General features: G+C 66.6%; 18 protein-coding genes and 1 pseudogene. All 19 read right to left on the bottom strand.

The annotated features are described in order from the left end of the window. Positions 1–163 (bottom strand): annotated as a pseudogene (locus B3E91_RS11745) (outer membrane porin, OprD family); the annotation flags it as partial. A gap of 389 nt (positions 164–552) precedes the next feature. Continuing rightward, on the bottom strand, positions 553–1,101 hold the full coding sequence (locus B3E91_RS11740) for a glutathione peroxidase (protein WP_287029574.1): 549 nt from the start codon (positions 1,099–1,101) through the stop codon (positions 553–555). Between the two features lie 70 nt (positions 1,102–1,171). Next, positions 1,172–1,531 carry a hypothetical protein gene (locus tag B3E91_RS11735; RefSeq protein WP_282338658.1) on the bottom strand — a complete coding sequence of 120 codons (360 nt, stop codon included), beginning with the start codon at positions 1,529–1,531 and terminating at the stop codon, positions 1,172–1,174. Between the two features lie 141 nt (positions 1,532–1,672). Continuing rightward, a complete protein-coding gene (gene ureC, locus B3E91_RS11730; protein ID WP_287029570.1) occupies positions 1,673–3,373 on the bottom strand; it encodes an urease subunit alpha in 1,701 nt (566 codons plus the stop codon). 81 nt (positions 3,374–3,454) lie between these two features. After that, the gene (locus tag B3E91_RS11725) at positions 3,455–3,760 is read right to left on the bottom strand and encodes an urease subunit beta (protein ID WP_282338660.1); all 306 of its coding nucleotides are present in this window, start codon (positions 3,758–3,760) and stop codon (positions 3,455–3,457) included. Continuing rightward, the gene (locus B3E91_RS11720; RefSeq protein ID WP_287029569.1) at positions 3,757–4,272 is read right to left on the bottom strand and encodes a GNAT family N-acetyltransferase; all 516 of its coding nucleotides are present in this window, start codon (positions 4,270–4,272) and stop codon (positions 3,757–3,759) included. The genes B3E91_RS11725 and B3E91_RS11720 overlap by 4 nt, the downstream gene beginning before the upstream one ends. A gap of 16 nt (positions 4,273–4,288) precedes the next feature. Then, positions 4,289–4,591 (bottom strand): urease subunit gamma, encoded by a 303-nt coding sequence (gene ureA, locus B3E91_RS11715; protein WP_273228953.1) that lies wholly within the window; start codon positions 4,589–4,591, stop codon positions 4,289–4,291. Then, positions 4,591–5,430 carry an urease accessory protein UreD gene (locus B3E91_RS11710; protein WP_287029568.1) on the bottom strand — a complete coding sequence of 280 codons (840 nt, stop codon included), beginning with the start codon at positions 5,428–5,430 and terminating at the stop codon, positions 4,591–4,593. The genes ureA and B3E91_RS11710 overlap by 1 nt, the downstream gene beginning before the upstream one ends. Positions 5,431–5,530: 100 nt before the next feature. Then, positions 5,531–6,229: an urea ABC transporter ATP-binding subunit UrtE gene (urtE, locus tag B3E91_RS11705; RefSeq protein WP_287029567.1), complete on the bottom strand. Its 699-nt coding sequence runs from the start codon at positions 6,227–6,229 to the stop codon at positions 5,531–5,533. Between the two features lie 463 nt (positions 6,230–6,692). Next, positions 6,693–7,550 carry an urea ABC transporter ATP-binding protein UrtD gene (urtD, locus tag B3E91_RS11700; protein ID WP_287029566.1) on the bottom strand — a complete coding sequence of 286 codons (858 nt, stop codon included), beginning with the start codon at positions 7,548–7,550 and terminating at the stop codon, positions 6,693–6,695. Further along, a complete protein-coding gene (gene urtC / locus B3E91_RS11695) occupies positions 7,550–8,629 on the bottom strand; it encodes an urea ABC transporter permease subunit UrtC (protein ID WP_287029564.1) in 1,080 nt (359 codons plus the stop codon). Before urtC ends, urtD begins: the two co-directional genes overlap by 1 nt. 97 nt (positions 8,630–8,726) lie before the next feature. Then, positions 8,727–10,298: an urea ABC transporter permease subunit UrtB gene (urtB, locus tag B3E91_RS11690; protein ID WP_090223909.1), complete on the bottom strand. Its 1,572-nt coding sequence runs from the start codon at positions 10,296–10,298 to the stop codon at positions 8,727–8,729. A 126-nt stretch (positions 10,299–10,424) separates the two neighbouring features. Next, positions 10,425–11,693 (bottom strand): urea ABC transporter substrate-binding protein, encoded by a 1,269-nt coding sequence (gene urtA, locus B3E91_RS11685; RefSeq protein WP_090223907.1) that lies wholly within the window; start codon positions 11,691–11,693, stop codon positions 10,425–10,427. Positions 11,694–11,930: 237 nt separating this feature from the next. Next, positions 11,931–12,527 (bottom strand): MarC family protein, encoded by a 597-nt coding sequence (locus tag B3E91_RS11680; RefSeq protein WP_090223905.1) that lies wholly within the window; start codon positions 12,525–12,527, stop codon positions 11,931–11,933. A gap of 52 nt (positions 12,528–12,579) precedes the next feature. After that, positions 12,580–15,375 carry a hybrid sensor histidine kinase/response regulator gene (locus B3E91_RS11675; RefSeq protein WP_287029562.1) on the bottom strand — a complete coding sequence of 932 codons (2,796 nt, stop codon included), beginning with the start codon at positions 15,373–15,375 and terminating at the stop codon, positions 12,580–12,582. Between the two features lie 104 nt (positions 15,376–15,479). Next, positions 15,480–16,772: a phosphoribosylamine--glycine ligase gene (gene purD, locus B3E91_RS11670; RefSeq protein ID WP_287029561.1), complete on the bottom strand. Its 1,293-nt coding sequence runs from the start codon at positions 16,770–16,772 to the stop codon at positions 15,480–15,482. Positions 16,773–17,001: 229 nt separating this feature from the next. After that, positions 17,002–18,609 (bottom strand): bifunctional phosphoribosylaminoimidazolecarboxamide formyltransferase/IMP cyclohydrolase, encoded by a 1,608-nt coding sequence (purH, locus tag B3E91_RS11665; protein WP_287029560.1) that lies wholly within the window; start codon positions 18,607–18,609, stop codon positions 17,002–17,004. A 71-nt stretch (positions 18,610–18,680) separates the two neighbouring features. Continuing rightward, the gene (gene fis / locus B3E91_RS11660; RefSeq protein ID WP_376747793.1) at positions 18,681–19,007 is read right to left on the bottom strand and encodes a DNA-binding transcriptional regulator Fis; all 327 of its coding nucleotides are present in this window, start codon (positions 19,005–19,007) and stop codon (positions 18,681–18,683) included. A 5-nt stretch (positions 19,008–19,012) separates the two neighbouring features. Further along, positions 19,013–20,011, bottom strand: coding sequence for a tRNA dihydrouridine synthase DusB (gene dusB, locus B3E91_RS11655; RefSeq protein WP_282338671.1), 999 nt, complete (start codon positions 20,009–20,011; stop codon positions 19,013–19,015). Between the last annotated feature and the right edge of the window lie 19 nt (positions 20,012–20,030).

Here is a 20,030-nt window from a genome sequence, read left to right as displayed (position 1 = left end):
CGTTGGCCTCGGCCCGGTTGTCGGCGGTGTTCTTGGTGTTCAGGTCGTAATAGAAATTGCGCAGGCCGAGGCTGGCCTTGCTGTCCTCGATGAAGCCGGCGGCCGTGGCGTGCTGGGTCAGCAGGCCGAGGGCGATGGCTGCGCTGAGGGATTGGATCTTCATGGGTGCGCTCCGTTGCGATGTCGTGAGTGTGGGCTCGGGGCGCAAGGGGAAGGCGGTGTCTGCATCGTCACCGCCCGCCTCGCGTCCGGCTCTGTGGCGGATCGCTCGGTCGACGAGTTCTGGATGATGCAGGGTGCCGATTCGCACTCGCCTGGGTAGGCGTCTATATAGCGAATTCCCGATGCGCCCGGTTGAGCGTCACGGACAGAGCAAGAACGCTTCCAGCTTTCCTGTTTCCATTCAAGCCTATGATTTTATAGGTTAAATGTATTTTTATTAATGCAGGAAAAGACCGCCTTGATTGTCGTTGATCCGACAATGCGGTCTTTACTGTGTGTTTGTGTATACAGAAATGGCGGCGGGCGAGCCTGGCTCGCCCGCCGTGCGGATCAGGCGGATTTCGCCAGTTCCGCTTCCACGGCTTCGACCAGGCGTGGGTCGTCCGCGGTGACGTCGGGTGCGAAGCGGGCGGCGACGCGGCCGTCGCGACCGATGAGGAATTTCTCGAAGTTCCACTGCACCTCTGGCACCGGATTGGCCTGGATGCCGTAGCCCTTGAGTTTTTCCCGCATCGGGCCTTCGCCGGTGGCGTCCGGCAGCGCGCGGGTGAGGGCCTGGTACAGCGGGTGCTGGCCATCGCCGACCACGGAAATCTTGGCGAACAGTGGGAATTTCACGTCGTAGGTCAGGCTGCAGAACGCCTTGATCTCTTCGTCGCTGCCCGGCTCCTGGCCGAGGAAGTCATTGGCCGGGAAACCGAGCACTTCGAGGCCGGCGGCATGCTTGCTCTCGTAGAGCTTTTCCAGGCCTTCGTACTGCGGCGTCAGCCCGCACTTGGAGGCAACGTTGACCACCAGCAGCACCTTGCCCTTGTACGGTTCGAGGGTCTGCGCGGTGCCATCGATGGAGGTGACGGGAATTTCGTAGAGGTTGCTCATGGCGGCTCGCTTCGTGAGGGGGCGGATGGGTGCGCCGGGCCGGCGAAAAGTGCCCGGCGCGGTGTGGACGTCAGGGTTTGGCCATGTGCCAGACGCCGCCCTTGCCATCGCCGTTCATCTCACCCGGCTTGTCCTTGGCGAAGGTGTACAGCGGCTTGTCGGCGTAGGCCCACTGCAGGGTGCCGTCCTCGCGTTTGGCCAGGGTCCACTGGCCATCGGGCTTGGCGTCGGCATCGGCCATCAGCGGAGGCCAGTTTTCCGCGCAGGGGCCGCTGCATTTGGAGATGTCCTTGGTGTCCTTGTCGTAGGTGTACAGGGTCATGCCTTTGGCATCGACCAGCATGCCGCCCTTCTCCATCGCGGGTGGCGCAGCGAAGGTGATGCCGGAAAAGGCCAGGGCGGTGGCGGCGAGAGCGTATTTGAGGGTCATTGTTTTTCTCCGTCCGTTCGTGGGGTCCAGGAAATAACCTGCACAGATACAGAACCCGACGGGACGCAAGCGTTCGGCTGGCGAGCGATTGCGCGGCGGCGCCGGACCACGACCGACATGGGGCGGTCGTGGTCGCGGGCCTCAGAACAGGAAGTAGCGCTGGGCCATCGGCAGCACGTCGGCCGGCTCGCACCAGAGCAACTGGCCGTCGGCCTTGACCTGGTAGTTCTGCGGGTCGACCTCGATGCTCGGCGTATAGTGGTTATGGATCAGGTCCTTCTTCTGCACCGCGCGGCAGCCCTTGACCACGCCGATCTTCTTCTGCAGGCCGAGTTGCTGCGGTACGCCGGCGTCCGCGGCGGCCTGGCTGATGAAGGTCAGGCTGCTGGCGTGCAGCGAGCCGCCGTAGCTGCCGAACATCGGCCGGTAGTGCACCGGTTGCGGGGTCGGGATCGAGGCGTTGGCGTCGCCCATCAGGCTGGCGGCAATGACCCCGCCCTTGAGGATCAGCGTCGGCTTGACGCCGAAGAACGCCGGGCGCCAGAGGATCAGGTCGGCCCATTTGCCGACCTCGATGGAGCCGACCTCGTGGCTGATGCCGTGGGTGATCGCCGGGTTGATGGTGTACTTGGCGATGTAGCGCTTGACCCGGAAGTTGTCGTTGCCGGCGCCGTCCTCGGGCAGCGCGCCGCGCTGCTTCTTCATCTTGTCGGCGGTCTGCCAGGTGCGCGTGATCACCTCGCCGACGCGGCCCATGGCCTGGCTGTCGGAGCTGATCATGCTGAAGGCGCCGAGGTCGTGGAGGATGTCCTCGGCGGCGATGGTCTCGCGACGGATGCGGCTTTCGGCGAAGGCGACGTCCTCGGCGATGCTCGGGTCAAGGTGATGGCAGACCATCAGCATGTCCAGGTGCTCGTCGATGGTGTTGCGGGTGAACGGCCGGGTCGGGTTGGTCGAACTGGGCAGCACGTTGGGGAAGCCGCAGGCCTTGATGATGTCCGGCGCGTGACCGCCGCCGGCGCCCTCGGTGTGATAGGTGTGGATGGTGCGGCCCTTGAATGCGCCCAGCGTGGTCTCGACGAAGCCGGATTCGTTCAGCGTGTCGGTGTGGATCGCCACCTGCACGTCGTACTGGTCGGCGACCGACAGGCAGTTGTCGATGGCCGCCGGCGTGGTGCCCCAGTCCTCGTGCAGCTTGAGGCCGATGGCGCCGGCCTTGACCTGCTCGATCAGCGGCTCGGGCAGCGAGACGTTGCCCTTGCCGGTGAAGCCGATGTTCATCGGGAAGGCGTCGGCGGCCTGGAGCATCCGCGCCATGTGCCATGGGCCGGGGGTCACGGTGGTGGCGTAGGTGCCGGTGGCCGGACCGGTGCCGCCGCCGATCATGGTGGTGGTGCCGCTCATCAATGCTTCTTCGATCTGCTGCGGGCAGATGAAGTGGATGTGGCTGTCGATGCCGCCGGCGGTGAGGATCATGCCCTCGCCGGCGATGACCTCGGTGGCGCCGCCGATGGCGATGCTCACGTCGGGTTGGATGTCCGGGTTGCCGGCCTTGCCGATGGCAGCGATGCGGCCGTCCTTGAGGCCGACGTCGGCCTTGACGATGCCCCAGTGGTCGATGATCAGCGCGTTGGTGATCACCGTGTCGACCACGTCGGCGGCGTTCAGCTGACTCTGGCCCATGCCGTCGCGGATCACCTTGCCGCCGCCGAACTTCACTTCGTCGCCGTAGGTGGTGAAGTCCTTCTCCACTTCGATCCACAGGTCGGTGTCGGCCAGGCGCACCTTGTCGCCGACGGTGGGGCCGAACATGTCGGCGTAGGCTTGGCGGGAAATCTTCATTAGCAGGTGTCCTGTAGGGTGCGTCGTGCGCACCGCGATTGGCTCTGGTGCGCACGGCGCACCCTACGAATCCTTGGCGGCTTACAGCTCGCCCATCACCCGTCCGGCGAAACCGAACACGCGGCGCTGGCCGGCCAGTTCGACCAGTTCGACCTCGCGGCTCTGCCCCGGCTCGAAGCGCACCGCGGTGCCGGCCGGGATGTTCAGGCGCATGCCGCGGCTGGCCGCGCGGTCGAAGGTCAGCGCGTCGTTGGTCTCGAAGAAGTGGAAGTGCGAGCCGACCTGGATCGGCCGGTCGCCGCTGTTGGCGACGCTCAGGCTGAGGGTGCGGCGGCCGGCGTTGATTTCGATCTCGCCGGGCTGGATCTGGTATTCGCCTGGGATCATTCGGGCTGCTCCGTAGCGGGGGAAAGGAGGAGTTGCATGAAGGTGAGGTCGAGCCAGCGGCCGAACTTCTGTCCGACCTGCGGCATCTGCCCGGTGGTGACGAAGCCGAGGCGCTCGTGCAGGCGGATCGAGGCGGCGTTGCCGCTCTCGATGGCGGCGACCATTACGTGCAGCCCGGATTCGCGCGCGCGTTCGATCAGCGCCTGCATCAGCTTCGGCCCGAGGCCCTGGCCGCGCTGGTCGCTGCGCACGTAGACCGAGTGCTCGACGGTATGGCGGAAACCGTCGATGGCGCGCCAGGTGCCATAGCTGGAGTAGCCGAGGACGTTGTCGTCGGCGTCCACCGCGACCAGTACCGGGAAACCCAGGGCGGCGCGATCGGCCAGCCAGGCACGGCGGTTGTCGAGGTCGACGGCGTAGTCGTTCCAGATCGCCGTGGTGTTGACCACGGCGTCGTTGTAGATGTCGCGGATGCCGGGCAGGTCGGCATCGAGGGCGTCTCGGATGATCACGGCGGTCGTCCTTCGATCAGGCGATGGGTTGGTGCACGGTCACCAGTTTGGTGCCGTCGGGGAAGGTCGCTTCCACCTGGATTTCCGGAATCATTTCCGGCACGCCTTCCATCACCTGGTCGCGGCTCAGCAGGGTGGTGCCGAAGTGCATCAGCTCGGCGACACTGCGGCCGTCGCGCGCGCCTTCGAGCAGGGCGGCGGAAATCAGCGCCATGGCTTCCGGGTAATTGAGCTTCAGGCCACGGGCCAGGCGGCGTTCGGCCACCAGCCCGGCGGTGAAAATCAGCAGCTTGTCTTTTTCGCGCGGTGAAAGGTCCATCAGGTGCTCCAGATTCGAGGGGGAACGGCCGTGCGACCGAGCAGCGCCGGGCGCAACAGGCGCCAGAGGTCGATCAGCCAGGCGCGGGCGTGCAGCGCTTCGTGGGCCAGGCAGCGTGCAACGATCAGGCCGGGCAGTTGGGTGAGGTCGCCGCGCACGCGCGAAGGCAGGTCGCGGCAGCGTTCGAGCAATTCGGCGTCGATCTCGCCGGTGACGATCAGGGTGGCGAACACCGGCTGGCCGTCGAGGCCGATCGGCGAATCGAGGAGGCCGTCGCCGCCGGTCACGCGCTGGCGTTCGTGCCAGAGCGGCTGGCCGTCGCGCAGGATGTCCAGGCGCGCCTGGAAGTGGCCCTCGGCGAAGCGTTCGTCGGCGGCCGGGCGGCCGAGGGCGACCATGTCCCAGTAGAACAGCCGCGCGTCGCCGTTCAGCTCGATGCGCGTGCTCAGTTCGGCGCGGGCGCCGGAGTAGACGATGGTCTCCTGCGGCAACCACTCCAGGGTCGCGCCGGCTTCCACCCGCAGGTGCAGGTCCTGGTGGGCGGTGCCGGCCGCGCGGTACCACTTGGCGGCGCCGGGGCTGGTCAGCTGCGCCCAGGCGCCCTCGCCGACGCTGGCGCGGATGTCCAGGCGATCACCGCCGGCGATACCGCCCGGCGGGTGGACGATGATGTGCTGGCAGACTTCCGGGCCTTCGGCATACAGGTGCTTCTGCACCCGCAGCGGGCCGGCGTGGCGGCGCATCACCGGGCGCGTGGCGTCGCCGGTGCGCGCATAGCCCAGCTCCAGTTCGGCGTGCCAGCTGGGGGTGAAGAGGGCGGGGGCGAGGGTTGCGTTCATGCGCTTCTTTGCAGTGTGGGAGGGCGGTGAAGCGTGGGCCAGAGCGCCGCGCGGGTTCTTTGCGGGCGCCGGGTCGAGCAGGACAAACCTACGGGAAAACTCAGATGGCGACCAGCCCGCGCACGCCATCGGCTTCCATGGTTTCGCCGCGGCCCTGCTGGACGATCTCGCCGCGCGACATCACCAGGTACTGGTCGGCCAGCTCGGCGGCGAAGTCGTAGAACTGCTCCACCAGCAGGATCGCCATGTCGCCACGCGCGGCGAGTTTCCTGATCACCACGCCGATCTCCTTGATCACCGAGGGCTGGATGCCTTCGGTGGGCTCGTCGAGGATCAGCAGGCTCGGCTTGCTGGCGAGCGCGCGGCCAATGGCCAGCTGTTGCTGCTGGCCGCCGGACAGGTCGCCGCCGCGGCGGGCCTTCATTTCCTCCAGCACCGGGAACAGCTCGTAGATGAACGGCGGCACGCGCTTCGCCTCGCTGCCGGGAAACCGCGACAGGCCCATCAGCAGGTTCTCCTCGACCGTCAGGCGCGGGAAGATCTCGCGTCCCTGCGGCACGTAGGCGATGCCGGCGTTGACCCGCTGGTGGGTCTTGAAGCCGGTGATCGGCTTGCCGTTCCAGTTCACCACGCCCTGACGGGACGGGATCAGGCCCATCAGGCAGTTCAGCAGCGTGGTCTTGCCGACCCCGTTGCGTCCCAGCAGGCAGGTGACCTCGCCGATCTTCGCCTCGAAGCTCAGCCCGCGGAGAATGTGGCTGCCGCCGTAGTACTGGTGGAGTTGGTCGACTTGCAGCATGTGGATGTCCTTGAAGAGGAGGGCGGTGTCGTTCGCCCGGTGGTTCCATTCGTTGCGCGCGGCGCACCCTACGGGGAGGCCGCGCGCTTAGGGTGCGCCCTGCGCACCGGGCTTAGTCTCGTAGGATGGATCGCGCTTCATCGATCTACCCTGCAGTGTTTCGGTGGATGAAAGACGGCGTCATCCACGCTCCGGTATTCCATTCGGTGCGCGCGGCGCACCCTACGGGGAGGCCGTGCGTAGGGTGCGCCATGCGCACCAGGATTCAGCCTGGTAGCGCGCGTAGGGTGCGCCCTGCGCACCGGGCTTAGTCTCGTAGGATGGATCGCGCTTCATCGATCCACCGTGTGGTGTTTCGGTGGATGAAAGACGGCGTCATCCACGCTCCGGTATTCCATTCGCTGCGCGCGGCGCACCCTACGGGGAGGCCGTGCGTGTAGGGTGCGCCATGCGCACCGAAGGCTCAGCGGCCGAGGTAAACCTCGATTACCCGTTCGTCCGCCTGCACCTGCTCCAGCGAGCCTTCGGCGAGCACGTGGCCCTGGTGCAGCACGGTCACGTGGTCGGCGATGCTGCCGACGAAGCCCATGTCGTGCTCCACCACCATCAGCGAATGCTTGCCGGCGAGGCCCTTGAACAGCTCGGCGGTGAATTCGGTTTCGGCGTCGGTCATGCCCGCCACCGGCTCGTCGAGCAGCAGCAACTGCGGGTCCTGCACCAGCAGCATGCCGATCTCGAGGAACTGCTTCTGCCCGTGGGAAAGCAACCCGGCCGGACGCCGGCGCGAGGCGTCCAGCTTGATCGTGGTGAGCACCTCTTCGATGCGCTCGCGCTGCTCGCCGGAAAGGCGCGCACGCAGGCTGGCCCACACCGACTTGTCGGCGTTCTGCGCCAGCTCCAGGTTCTCGAACACCGAGAGCGCCTCGAACACCGTGGGCTTCTGGAACTTGCGACCGATCCCGGCCTGGGCGATTTCCACCTCGCTCATCTCGGTCAGGTCGAGGCTTTCGCCGAAGAACGCCTGGCCGCTGTCCGGGCGCGTCTTGCCGGTGATCACGTCCATCAGCGTGGTCTTGCCCGCGCCGTTGGGGCCGATGATACAGCGCAGTTCGCCGACGCCGATGTACAGGGTCAGATCGCGCAGCGCCTTGAAGCCGTCGAAGCTGACGTTGATGTCTTCCAGGGTCAGGAGGGTGCCGTGGCGCACGTCCAGGCCGGGGCCGGAGGCGCGACCAAGGCCGATCGCATCGCGGCCGGTACCGGCGTCGCTGTTCGGGTCGTAGGCGGGTTCGAGCATGAAGTGTCCGGGGGTGGCGTGCATCACTGTTCTCCCTTGCGGCGCAGCAGGCCGATGACGCCTTTGGGCAGGAACAGCGTGACGATGATGAACAGGGCGCCGAGGAAGAACAGCCAGTACTCCGGGAAGGCCACGGTGAACCAGCTCTTCATGCCGTTGACGATGCCGGCGCCGAGCAGCGGGCCGATCAGCGTGCCGCGCCCGCCGAGGGCGACCCACACGGCGGCCTCGATGGACTGCGTCGGGGCCATCTCGCTGGGGTTGATGATGCCCACCTGCGGCACGTAGAGCGCGCCGGCCAGGCCGCAGAGCACGGCGGACAGCACCCAGACGAAGAGCTTGTAGCCGCGCGGATCGTAGCCGCAGAACATCAGCCGGTTCTCGGCATCGCGCAGCGCGGTGAGCACCCGGCCGAACTTGCTTCGCGCCAGGCCCCAGCCCAGCGCCAGGCTGGTCACCAGCAGCGCCACGGTGGCGAGGAACAGCACCGCGCGGGTGCCCGGCGCGGTGATGCCGAAGCCGAGCAGGGTGGAGAAACCGGTGAAGCCGTTGTTGCCGCCGAAGCCGGTCTCGTTGCGGAAGAACAGCAGCATGCCGGCGAAGGTCAGCGCCTGGGTCATGATCGAGAAGTACACGCCCTTGATCCGCGAGCGGAAGGCGAAGAAGCCGAACACCAGCGCCAGCAGACCCGGCGCCAGCACCACCAGGCACATCGACCAGAGGAAGCTGGAGGTGCCGTACCAGTACCAGGGCAGCTCGGTCCAGGCGAGGAAGCCCATGAAGGCCGGCAGGCCGTCGCCGGCGGTCTGGCGCATCAGATACATGCCCATGGCGTAGCCGCCGAGGGCGAAGAACAGCCCGTGGCCGAGCGACAGCAGCCCGGCATAGCCCCACACCAGGTCGAGGGCGAGGGCGACGATGGCGTAGCAGAGGATCTTGCCGACCAGCGTCAGGGTGTAGGCGGAGACTTGCAGCGGGTTGTCCGCCGGCAGCAGCGAGAGCAGCGGCAGGGCGACGAGGATCGCCAGCACCGCGCCGAGCGCTGCGAGGGTCAGGCGCGGGCCGGCTTTCTGCGCGGCGGTGAGCGCGAGCGGCTGGTTCATCGACGGTGTCCTTGTTGAATGGCGGTCGCGCGCTGGGCGGGGCACGAGGCGTTGTTCAGCGGCGCGCTGGCGATCTGGAGAGCGTTCGGGCTGGCCATCAATCGATCACCCGTCCTTTCAGCGCGAAGAGCCCCTGCGGGCGCTTCTGGATGAACAGGATGATCAGCGCGAGGATCAGGATCTTGCCCAGCACGGCGCCGATCTGCGGTTCGAGGATCTTGTTGGCGATGCCCAGTCCGAACGCGGCCAGCACGCTGCCGGCCAACTGGCCGACGCCGCCGAGCACCACCACCAGGAAGGAATCGATGATGTAGCTCTGGCCGAGGTCCGGGCCGACGTTGCCGATCTGCGACAGCGCCACGCCGCCGAGGCCGGCGATGCCCGAGCCGAGGCCGAAGGCGAGCATGTCCACGCGGCCGGTGGCGACGCCGCAGCAGGCGGCCATGTTGCGGTTCTGCGTCACCGCGCGGACGTTCAGCCCCAGGCGGGTCTTGTTCAGCAGCAGCCAGGTCAGCGCCACCACGAACAGGGCGAAACCGATGATCACGATGCGGTTGTACGGCAGCACCAGGTTGGGCAGCACCTGCACGCCGCCGGACAACCAGGACGGGTTGGCGACCTCGACGTTCTGCGCGCCGAAGACGATGCGCACCAGCTGGATCAGCATCAGGCTGATGCCCCAGGTGGCCAGCAGGGTTTCCAGCGGGCGGCCGTAGAGGTGGCGGATCACCGTGCGTTCCAGCGCCATGCCGATCGCCGCGGTGACGAAGAACGCCACCGGCAGCGCTGCCAGCGGGTAGAACGCCAGGGCGTCGGGGGCCAGGCGCTGGAACAGCAGCTGGACCACGTAGGTGGAGTAGGCGCCGAGCATCAGCATCTCGCCGTGGGCCATGTTGATCACCCCTAGCAGCCCGAAAGTGATCGCCAGGCCGAGGGCGGCGAGCAGCAGGATCGAACCCAGGCTCATGCCGGAGAACGCCTGGCCGATGAGTTCGCCGATCAGCAGTTTGCGTTTGACCTGCGACAGGCTGGTTTGCGCCGCGGTGCGCACGCCGGCGTCCTGTTCCACGGCCGGGTCGAGCAGCGTTTCGAGGCGCGTGCGCGCCAGCGGCTGGCCGGTTTCGCCAAGCAGGCGCACGGCGGCCAGGCGCACGGCAGGGTCCGGGTCGACCAGTTGCAGGTTGGCCAGCGCCAGGCTCAGGGCATCGCGCACGGCGTCGTCCTGTTCCGCGGCGACGCGCTGGTTGAGCAGGCCGAGTTGCTCCGGGCGAGCGCTCTTCTGCAGTTGCTCGGCGGCGGCCAGGCGCAGGCCGGCGTCCTCGGCGAGCAGCCGGTGGCTGGCCAGGGCGGTGTTGGCGAGGCCGCGCAGGCGGTTGTTCAGGCGCAGCTTGCGCGGCGCGTCGGCCGGTACGGCATTGCCTTCGGCGGCCCGGAAGGCGCCGTTCTCCTCGATGAACGGGACTTTCGCGCTGTCGGCGGCCAGGCGGCCGTCCTGCAGCGCCTCGATCAGCGGCAGGCGGGCCGGATCGGGTTGCGCGGCCCATCGTTCCAGCAGGCTGGCCTGCGCGGACGGATTGGCGGCGACGAAATCGGTGGCATCTCCGGCATGCGCCGCTGCGGGGAGCAGGAGCAGGCAGGCCAGGATCAGGCGGTGGACGGCAGAGGGCATATCGGTGTCCTTCGGATCACGGTCATCCTGCCCGGCCACGGGAGCGTGGGCCGGGCGGAATGAACACGGACGCTGCAGGAACGGGCGCCGGCGAGCGCGCTCGCTCCTGCAGAGGGTGCGCCTGGATCAGTTGCTCTTCATCGGGTGGTCAGGCTTCTTGTCGTTGCCTTCGATGTAGGGGCTCCAGGGCTCGGCGCGCACCGGGCCTTCGGTCTGCCAGACCACCGAGAACTGCCCGTCTTCCTGGACTTCGCCGATCATCACCGGCTTGTGCAGGTGGTGGTTCTTCTCGTCCATCTTGATGGTGTAGCCGTCCGGCGCGGCGAAGGTCTGCCCGGCCATGGCGTCGCGCACCTTGTCGACGTCGGTGGTGCCGGCCTTCTCGACCGCCTGCGCCCACATGTGGATGCCGACGTAGGTGGCTTCCATCGGGTCGTTGGTGACCACGGTGTCGGCGTTCGGCAGTTTCTTGGCCTTGGCGTAGGCCTTCCAGGCGGCGACGAATTTCTCGTTCACCGGGTTATCCACGGACTGGAAGTAGTTCCAGGCGGCCAGCTGGCCGACCAGCGGCTTGGTGTCGATGCCGCGCAGTTCTTCCTCGCCGACCGAGAAGGCGACCACCGGGATGTCGGTGGCTTCGATGCCCTGGTTGGCCAGTTCCTTGTAGAACGGCACGTTGGAGTCGCCGTTGACGGTGGAGACCACGGCGGTCTTGCCGCCGGCGGCGAACTTCTTGATGTTGGCGACGATGGTCTGGTAATCGCTGTGACCGAACGGGGTGTAGACCTCTTCGATGTCCTTGTCGGCGACGCCCTTGCTGTGCAGGAAGCTGCGCAGAATCTTGTTGGTGGTGCGCGGGTAGACGTAGTCGGTGCCGAGCAGGAAGAAACGCTTGGCAGCGCCGCCATCCTCGCTCATCAGGTACTCGACGGCCGGGATCGCCTGCTGGTTCGGCGCCGCACCGGTGTAGAACACGTTCGGCGACATCTCTTCGCCTTCGTACTGCACGGGGTAGAACAGCAACCCGTTGAGTTCTTCATAGACCGGCAGTACCGATTTGCGCGACACCGAGGTCCAGCAGCCGAAGGTCACGGCCACCTTGTCCTGCGTCAGCAACTGGCGGCCCTTCTCGGCGAACAGCGGCCAGTTGGACGCCGGGTCGACGACCACCGGCTCGAGTTTCTTGCCGAGCACGCCACCCTTGGCGTTGATCTCGTCGATGGTCATCAGCGCCATGTCTTTCAGCGAGGTCTCGGAGATCGCCATGGTGCCGGAAAGGGAATGCAGGATGCCGACCTTGATGGTGTCGGCGGCGTGTGCGGTGAACGGAAACAGCCCGCTGAGCACAAGGGCACTGGCAGCGAGTGTGGATTTCAGAAAGGGACGGCGTTTCATTAGGGTGCGACTCCGTGGCTGGGTCCATGCGCATCGTTGTTCGCGAAACGACGCTCCCGGCTCGCGCCTGCGTCAATTCGTCAACGCAGCAATCGCAGCATCCGTGCCAAGGCGTGCAAACCCTTGATTTGAAGCGGCTTGGTCGTTCCGGGAGGCAGGCGGTAGTCGATTTTCAGCGGTCCGTCGTGGTGCGCGCGCGCGACCGTGAAAAACGCATGGGTGCCGGATTGCACCAAATCAGAGCGAAAGGTAGTTCTTCACGCCGGTGAAGATGATCTGCGCCGCCAGTGCGCAGACAAAAAGCCCCATCAGGCGGCTGACGATCTGCAGCCCCTGCTCGCCGAGCAGGCGCTCGAAGCGTCCGGAGAGGAACAGCACCATGCCGACGGTGACGCTGGCGAGGAAGATGCCGCCCACCGCCAGCAGCTTGTCGTTCCAGTGCGGCTGGCTGGCGCCCATCACCAGCAGCGCGCCGATGGTGCCGGGGCCGACGGTGATCGGGATGGTCAGCGGCACGATGGTCACGTCCTGCTGCAGGTTGTCGCTCTGCACCACGGATTTGCCCTGGGCCATGCCCAGCGCCGAGATGAACAGCACGCTGCCGGCGCCGATGCGGAAGGCGTCGATGGTGATGCCGAACAGCACGAAGATGTGCGTGCCGAACAGATAGAGCAGCATGCTGGCGACGAACACTCCGCTGGCGACGCGCCAGGCGAGCCGCTTGCGCTCTTTCAGCGTGTAGCCGCGGGTCATGCCGATGAAGCAGGACAGCACGAAGAACGGGCTGTAGAGCACCAGCAACTTGAGGTAGAGACTGAACAGCGCGGCAGACATGCGGGGGTTCTCGGCAGGAGTATAAAAAGGCGGGGTTGGCGGCGCGGAACGCTTACTCGATCAGCGCGCCGCCTTCGGCATGGCTGCTCTGCCTGGCGCCGACCCATTGCTGGATCATCTCGCGCAGTTGCGACAGCTCCACCGGCTTGGCCATGTGGCCGTCCATGCCGACCTTGCGCGCGCGCTCCTTGTGCTCGACCAGGATGTGCGCGGTGAGGGCGACGATCGGCGTGCGCCGGCGGCCCTCCCGGGTCTCCCATTCGCGCAGTTGCTCGGTGGCGGAGAAGCCGTCGAGGACCGGCATCTCGCAGTCCATCAGCACCAGGTCGTAGTGCCTGGTCTTCATCGCGCTGAGCGCTTCCTCGCCGTTGCTGGCGGTGTCCGGCTCCAGGTTGAGCTTGTTCAGCATGCCGCGGATGACCTTGGTGGAAATGCTGTTGTCTTCCGCGACGAGGATGCGGAAGTCGCTCGGCACGTCCAGCGCCGGCACGTCAGGCGCCTCGCTCGGGGCCGCGCTCTTGCCGCGTTGCGCGAGTTCGTCGGCGAGGGTGGTCTTCAGCGCATAGCCGGCGACCGGCTTGGCGAGGATGCGTTTGATCCCGGCGTTGCGCGCGATGATCTTGCTCGGCGCGTTGCTGATGCCGGTGAGCATGATCAGCAGGATGTCGTGGTTGAGGCTGGGGTCTTCCTTGATCTTGGTCGCCAGTTGCAGGCCGGTCATTCCGGGCATGTCCTGATCGAGCAGGACGACGTCGAAGTAGTCGCGCAGGTGCGCCTTGGTGCGCAGCAGCGCCAGCGCCTCCTTGCCCGAGGCCACCGCGCTGACCTGCAGGCCCCACACGGTGCATTGCTGCATCAGCACCTTGCGGCAGGTGTCGTTGTCGTCGACCACCAGCAGGCGTGCGCCGAGCAGCGGGCTTTCCAGGTCGGCGGGCGGCTGCTCCAGGCGCTCGGCATCGAGCGGCAGCGTCAGCCACAGGGTGTTGCCCTGCTGGCCGCCGCTCTGCACGCCGAACTCGCCCTGCATCAGGCGCACCAGCTGGCGCGAAATGATCAACCCGAGGCGCCCGCCGACGCGGGTCGCGGCCAGGAAGTCGCGGCTGTGCAGTTCCGCGTTGAGCAATGCCTCGCGGTCTTCGCTCTGCAGCGGCCGGCCGCTGTCCTGCACGGCGATGCGCAGGCGGGTCTGCTCGCCGCTGGTATCGAGCGCGACGACGAGAAGGATTTCGCCCTCGTCGGTCTGTTTGAAGGCGTTGTCCAGCAGGCTCAGCAGGGTCTGGCGCAGGCGCGTCGGGTCTCCGCTGATCACCCTCGGCACCTGCGGCTGGATGAAGCTGATCAGCTCGACCTGCTGCTGCTCGGCCTTGGCGCGGAAGATGTCCAGGCAATCGTCGAGCAGGGCGTTGAGGTCGAACTGCACGTCGTCCAGTTCGATCTGCCCGGACTCCAGGCGCGAGATGTCGAGAATCTCGTTGATCAGGCCGAGCAGCTCGTTGCCGGCGCTGTGGATGGTCTGCACGTAGTCGCGCTGCTTCGCCGACAGCGGGGTGCCGAGCAGCAGTTCGGTCATGCCCAGCACGCCATTCATCGGTGTGCGGATTTCATGGCTGATCTTCGCCAGGAACTCGGCCTTGGCGCGCAGCTCGGCGCCGCTCACCGCCAGCGCGGTGTGCTCGGTCAGGCGGTCGGCCCTCAACTGGCGCTGGCGATCGCTGAGCGACAGGCTGAGCAGCAGGCCGCAGAACGCGGCGCTGCCGAACAGGATGATTTCCAGCCAGCCGGGGCTCATCTGCACGAAGCCGAAGAGCATCGGCGTCAGCGCCAGGAACACCAGGGTGAAGGTCCCGGCCGCCAGTACCACCAGCCGCGCCGGGCGATAGCCACGGCGCAGGTGATAGGCGGCGGTGATCAGCGCGCAGGCGGCGGCGAGCAGGATCAGCAGGTTGATCAGGCCGCTGTACCACAGCTCGCGGGTAAGCAGGATCACCGCGGCGACGCCGCTGATGACGATGATCCCGGCCATCGGTAGCCAGTTCAGGCCCTCGCCGACACGGGTATTGCGGAAGAACGAATGGATGAAGCCGAGCAGGCAGATGGCGGCGGCCAGCGTCGCCATGTCCGCGCAGAGCGCCAGGCTGTAGCCGCTGCCGGTTTTCGGCAGCCAGTAGCCGAGCACGCCGAACTCGGCCAGCGCATTGAGCAGCAGCAAGGCGTGGAAGCCGCTGAGCCAGAGGTTGCCGAAGCCGCGGTTGTTGGCCAGGCGGAAGAGGTTGTAGAGCATCAGCAGGCCGAGCGCGCCGAACAGCGTGCCGAACAGGTAGGCGGGACGTTCCAGGTCGACCACGCCGCTGCTGTCGAGGGTCTTCAGCCACACCATCAGCGGGTGGCTGGAAGTCATGCGGATATAGGTTTCGCGCACGCTGCCGTCATTCGGCAGGACGAACAGGTAGCTGTTAGACGACAGTGTGCTGGCCGCCATCGGCATGGATTCGCCGGTGTGCTCGTGGCGCTCCAGCTGGCCGTCGCGCAGGCGATAGAAGTCGAGGTACTTGACCCGCGGGGCGTACAGCCAGAGCCAGTGGACGTCGGTCAGCGCCGGGGTTTCGATGCGCAGCCAGATGGCGCGCTCGCCGGCGGGCATGCTGAAGGATTCCCGGCCCAGCGACTTGAACTGGCTGCGCTGGGCGATGACTTCCTCGAGCTTGAGCTGCTCCGAATCGTCGATCAGGATCTGCCAGTCCGACGCCAGCGCCGCTGCCGGGGTTTCCACCACCTGCGCCGACGCCGTACCGGCATACCAGGGCAGCAGGCTGCAGATGAAGGCGATGGCGATCCAGAGCCGCGTCACGGTCGAGGTCCTTTCAGATATTGCCGCGATTATAGTCAGGTAGTTGACCACGCCACTACGAAAAAAGGCGGCCACTGGGCCGCCTTTTTCGTTGCAGATCGCTGCTATTCGTCAGCCTGTTCGCGTGCGATGGCACGGTAGCCGATGTCGCTGCGGTAGAAGCAGCCGTTCCAGCTGATCTGCTTCGCCAGGCGATAGGCCTGCTGCTGGGCATCCGCCACGCTGTGCCCGATCGCCGTGGCGCAGAGCACGCGGCCACCGGCGGTGACCACCTCGCCCGCGGCGTTCAGCGCGGTGCCGGCGTGGAAGACCTTGCCCTCCAGCGCGGCCGCGGCATCCAGGCCCTCGATCACGTCGCCCTTGGCGTAGTCGCCCGGGTAGCCGCCGGCGGCGAGCACCACGCCGACCGTCGGGCGTGGGTCCCACTGCGCTTCGACCTTGTCCAGCGCCCTGGCCAGCGCGGCCTCGACCAGCAGCACCAGGGAGCTTTCCAGGCGCACCATGATCGGCTGGGTTTCCGGGTCGCCGAAGCGGCAGTTGAACTCGATGACCTTGGGCTGACCGGCCTTGTCGATCATCAGCCCGGCATAGAGGAAGCCGGTGTAGACGTTGCCTTCCTCGGCCATGCCGCGCACGGTCGGGTAGATCACCTCGTCCATGACGCGCCGGTGCACGTCGGCGGTGACCACCGGGGCCGGCGAGTAGGCGCCCATGCCGCCGGTGTTCGGCCCGCTATCGGCGTCGCCGACGCGCTTGTGGTCCTGGCTGGTGGCCATCGGCAGCACGTTCTTGCCGTCGACCATGACGATGAAGCTGGCTTCCTCGCCATCGAGGAACTCCTCGATCACCACCCGCGAACCCGCCTCGCCGAAGGCGTTGCCGGCGAGCATGTCGCGCACCGCATCCTCGGCTTCGCCGAGGGTCATGGCGACGATCACGCCCTTGCCGGCGGCCAGGCCGTCGGCCTTGATCACGATCGGCGCACCCTTCTCGCGCAGGTAGGCCAGTGCCGGTTCGACTTCGGTGAAGTTCTGGTAGTCGGCGGTGGGAATCCGGTGGCGGGCGAGGAAGTCCTTGGTGAAGGCCTTCGAGCCCTCCAGTTGCGCGGCGCCAGCGGTGGGGCCGAAGCATTCCAGGCCGCGGGCGCGGAACAGGTCGACCACGCCCTTCACCAGCGGCGCTTCCGGGCCGACGATGGTCAGTTGCACGTTCTTCTCGGCGAAGTCGGCCAGTTGCTCAAGGGCCAGCACATCGATGGGCACGTTCTCGCACTTGGCCTCGGTGGCGGTGCCGGCGTTGCCCGGGGCGACGAAGACTTTCTGGATGCGCGGGTCCTGCGCAACCTTCCAGGCCAGCGCATGTTCGCGCCCGCCGCTGCCGATGATCAGTACGTTCATGGGGTTCTCCTTCAGGAGGCGGGCCTGCGGCCCGTTTGGTGGATAGGAAAAGCGCTATCCACCCTACGAAAATCGTGCTTCTAGCATTTAGCGTTCTATCGGGCCGTGATGGAGCGTTTGGCTGCTAGGCGGAGATCGCTTCGACGAGCGCAGTTGCCGCCTGGCAATGAGCATCGGCGAAGTGGCCTCCAACAACGCAGACGAGCGCTTCAGCGCGGCCATGCCACGGTCAGTGACGGAAGTGGCGCATTCCGGTAAAGACCATCGCGATACCGGCTTCATCAGCGGCGGCAATCACCTCGTTGTCGCGCATCGAGCCGCCCGGCTGGATCACCGCGGTGATGCCATTGGCGGCGGCGTTGTCCAGGCCGTCGCGGAACGGGAAGAAGGCGTCCGAGGCCATCACCGAGCCGGCGACCTGCAGGCCGGCGTGCTCGGCCTTGATCGCAGCGATGCGCGCGGAGTTGACGCGGCTCATCTGCCCGGCGCCGACCCCGATGGTCTGCCGATTGCGCGCGTAGACGATGGCGTTGGATTTGACGAACTTGGCCACTTTCCAGGCGAACACCAGGTCGTGGACTTCCTGTTCGGTCGGCGCTCGCTTGGTCACCACCTTCAGGTCGTCCGCGGTGATCATGCCGATGTCGCGGCTCTGCACCAGCAGGCCACCGTTGACGCGCTTGAAGTCCCAGCCGGCGCTGCGCTCGGCCGGCCACTCGCCGCACTCGAGCAGGCGCACGTTGGCCTTGGCGGCGACCACGTCGCGCGCCGCAGCGCTGATCTTCGGCGCGATGATCACTTCGACGAACTGGCGCTCGACGATGGCTTTCGCGGTCTCGCCGTCCAGTTCGCGGTTGAAGGCGATGATGCCGCCGAAGGCCGATTCGCTGTCGGTGGCGTAGGCCAGCTCGTAGGCCTGGCGGATGCCGCCTTCGCTGTCCAGGGCCACGGCGACGCCGCAGGGGTTGGCGTGCTTGACGATCACGCAGGCCGGCTTGACGAAGCTCTTCACGCATTCCAGCGCGGCGTCGGTGTCGGCGACGTTGTTGTACGACAGTTCCTTGCCCTGCAACTGCACGGCGCTGGCGATGCTCGCTTCGCCCTTCTTCGCCTCGACGTAGAAGGCCGCCTGCTGGTGCGGGTTCTCGCCGTAGCGCATTTCCTGCGCCTTGACGAACTGGCTGTTGAAGGTGCGCGGGAAGGCGCTGCGGCCCTCGGTGGAGAGGCTGTCGCGGGTCTGGTCGATGCTGCCCAGGTAGTTGGCGATCATGCCGTCGTAGGCGGCGGTGTGCTCGAAGGCCTTGAGCGCCAGGTCGAAGCGCTGGGCGTAGGTCAGGCCGCCGGCTTTCAGCGCCTCGACGATGCCGGCGTAGTCGCCGACGTTGACCACGATGGCCACGTCCTTGTGGTTCTTCGCCGCGCTGCGGACCATGGTCGGGCCGCCGATATCGATGTTCTCGATGGCATCGGCGAGGTCGCAGTCGGGCTTGGCGACGGTGGCCTCGAAGGGGTACAGGTTGACCGCGACCAGGTCGATCGGCTTGATGCCGTGCTCGTCCATCACTGCGCCGTCGAGGGCCCGGCGGCCGAGGATGCCGCCGTGGATCTTCGGATGCAGGGTCTTCACCCGACCGTCCATCATTTCCGGGAAGCCCGTGTAGTCGGCGACTTCCACCGCGGCCACGCCGTTGTCCCTGAGCAGCTTGTAGGTGCCGCCGGTGGAGAGGATTTCCACGCCCTGGGCGACGAGCTCGCGCGCGAATTCGAGGATGCCGGTCTTGTCCGAAACGCTGATCAGCGCGCGGCGAACGGGAAGGCGGGTGGTCTGGTCGGTCATGTCGATGTCCATGAGGGCAGATGAATCAGCAAAAAGGGCGGCTCGCGGGCCGCCCTTTTTCGAATGCGTGCTTACAGCAGGTCGTACTGCTTGAGCTTCTTGCGCAGGGTGCCGCGGTTCAGGCCGAGCAGCTCGGAGGCCTTGGTCTGGTTGCCCTTGACGTAGTTCATCACGGTTTCCAGCAAGGGCGCTTCGACTTCGGAGAGCACCAGGTTGTAGACGTCGGTGACGGACGCGCCTTCGAGATGGGCGAAGTAGTTGCGCAGCGCCTTCTCAACGTTGCCGCGCAGGGTCTGGCCCTCTTCGCTCGGCGTGTTGAGGTGCTGCTTGAGGTTAAGGTTGTCGCTCACGGGTGTTGCCCCATCAAATGTCGATCCATCAAAAACCAGCTCAGCCATCGTCGTCATGCCGCCAACCCCTCTCCATCATTGTGCCGTTCGGCGAAGAACTGCCGAACGGTGGCGTACTGCGCGTCCGTCGTCTCCAGACGATTGAACCCGACGCGGAACTCCCGGGCACCGGGGAGCGTGGCCAGGTACCAGCCCACGTGCTTGCGTGCGATGCGCACGCCCATCACCTCGCCGTAGAAGACATGCAGTGCCGCCAGGTGCTCTAGCAGAATGCATTCCACTTCGCTCAGGGTCGGCGCCGCCAGCAGCTCCCCGGTCGCCAGGTAATGGGCGATCTCGCGGAATATCCACGGCCGGCCCTGGGCGGCGCGGCCGATCAGCAGCGCATCGGCACCGGTGGCGTCGAGTACCGCGCGGGCCTTGTGTGGCGAATCGATGTCGCCATTGGCGAACAGCGGAATCGAGATCGCCTGCTTGATCGCGGCGATGGTCTCGTATTCGGCCTCGCCGGTGTACAGATCGGCGCGCGTGCGGCCATGCACGGCCAGCGCGGCGATCCCGGATTGTTCGGCGATCTTCGCCACCGTAATCCCGTTCCTGTTCTCTCGATCCCAGCCGGTGCGGATCTTCAGCGTCACCGGCACGTCGACCGCGGCGACCACCGCCTCGAGGATCTCCGCCACCAGCAGTTCGTCCTTCATCAGCGCCGAACCGGCGGCCTTGTTGCAGACCTTCTTCGCCGGGCAGCCCATGTTGATGTCGATGATCTGCGCGCCGAGCTCGACATTGGCCCGCGCCGCCGCGGCGAGCATCTGCGCATCGCCGCCGGCGATCTGCACCGAGCGTGGCTCCGGGTCGCCGACGTGCGGCAGGCGCAGGCTCGACTTGCGGGTGTTCCAAAGGCGCACATCGCTGGTCACCATTTCCGACACCACCAGCCCGGCACCGAGTTGGCGGCAGAGCTGGCGAAACGGACGATCGGTGACGCCGGCCATGGGCGCCAGGATCACGGGGTTGGGCAATGTGTAAGGGCCGATGCGTACCGCCGACATAGGTCTTCCCTGTAATGGG

The organism is Pseudomonas sp. UBA6310, from assembly GCF_002438225.1.
In the GTDB taxonomy this organism is placed as follows: domain Bacteria; phylum Pseudomonadota; class Gammaproteobacteria; order Pseudomonadales; family Pseudomonadaceae; genus Pseudomonas_O; species Pseudomonas_O kuykendallii.
Note: the sequence above shows the minus strand (reverse complement) of the source record. Positions and strands in the feature narration are given on the sequence as shown.

Bases quoted from the DNA above. Each gene is read 5' to 3' on its own strand.
- B3E91_RS11740 (WP_287029574.1), bottom strand. From the start codon at position 1,101: ATGAGCAACCTCTACGAAATTCCCGTCACCTCCATCGATGGCACCGCG.
- B3E91_RS11735 (WP_282338658.1), bottom strand. From the start codon at position 1,531: ATGACCCTCAAATACGCTCTCGCCGCCACCGCCCTGGCCTTTTCCGGC.
- ureC (WP_287029570.1), bottom strand. From the start codon at position 3,373: ATGAAGATTTCCCGCCAAGCCTACGCCGACATGTTCGGCCCCACCGTC.
- B3E91_RS11725 (WP_282338660.1), bottom strand. From the start codon at position 3,760: ATGATCCCAGGCGAATACCAGATCCAGCCCGGCGAGATCGAAATCAAC.
- ureA (WP_273228953.1), bottom strand. From the start codon at position 4,591: ATGGACCTTTCACCGCGCGAAAAAGACAAGCTGCTGATTTTCACCGCC.
- B3E91_RS11710 (WP_287029568.1), bottom strand. From the start codon at position 5,430: ATGAACGCAACCCTCGCCCCCGCCCTCTTCACCCCCAGCTGGCACGCC.
- urtE (WP_287029567.1), bottom strand. From the start codon at position 6,229: ATGCTGCAAGTCGACCAACTCCACCAGTACTACGGCGGCAGCCACATT.
- urtD (WP_287029566.1), bottom strand. From the start codon at position 7,550: ATGCACGCCACCCCCGGACACTTCATGCTCGAACCCGCCTACGACCCG.
- urtC (WP_287029564.1), bottom strand. From the start codon at position 8,629: ATGAACCAGCCGCTCGCGCTCACCGCCGCGCAGAAAGCCGGCCCGCGC.
- urtB (WP_090223909.1), bottom strand. From the start codon at position 10,298: ATGCCCTCTGCCGTCCACCGCCTGATCCTGGCCTGCCTGCTCCTGCTC.
- urtA (WP_090223907.1), bottom strand. From the start codon at position 11,693: ATGAAACGCCGTCCCTTTCTGAAATCCACACTCGCTGCCAGTGCCCTT.
- B3E91_RS11680 (WP_090223905.1), bottom strand. From the start codon at position 12,527: ATGTCTGCCGCGCTGTTCAGTCTCTACCTCAAGTTGCTGGTGCTCTAC.
- purD (WP_287029561.1), bottom strand. From the start codon at position 16,772: ATGAACGTACTGATCATCGGCAGCGGCGGGCGCGAACATGCGCTGGCC.
- purH (WP_287029560.1), bottom strand. From the start codon at position 18,609: ATGACCGACCAGACCACCCGCCTTCCCGTTCGCCGCGCGCTGATCAGC.
- fis (WP_376747793.1), bottom strand. From the start codon at position 19,007: ATGGCTGAGCTGGTTTTTGATGGATCGACATTTGATGGGGCAACACCC.
- dusB (WP_282338671.1), bottom strand. From the start codon at position 20,011: ATGTCGGCGGTACGCATCGGCCCTTACACATTGCCCAACCCCGTGATC.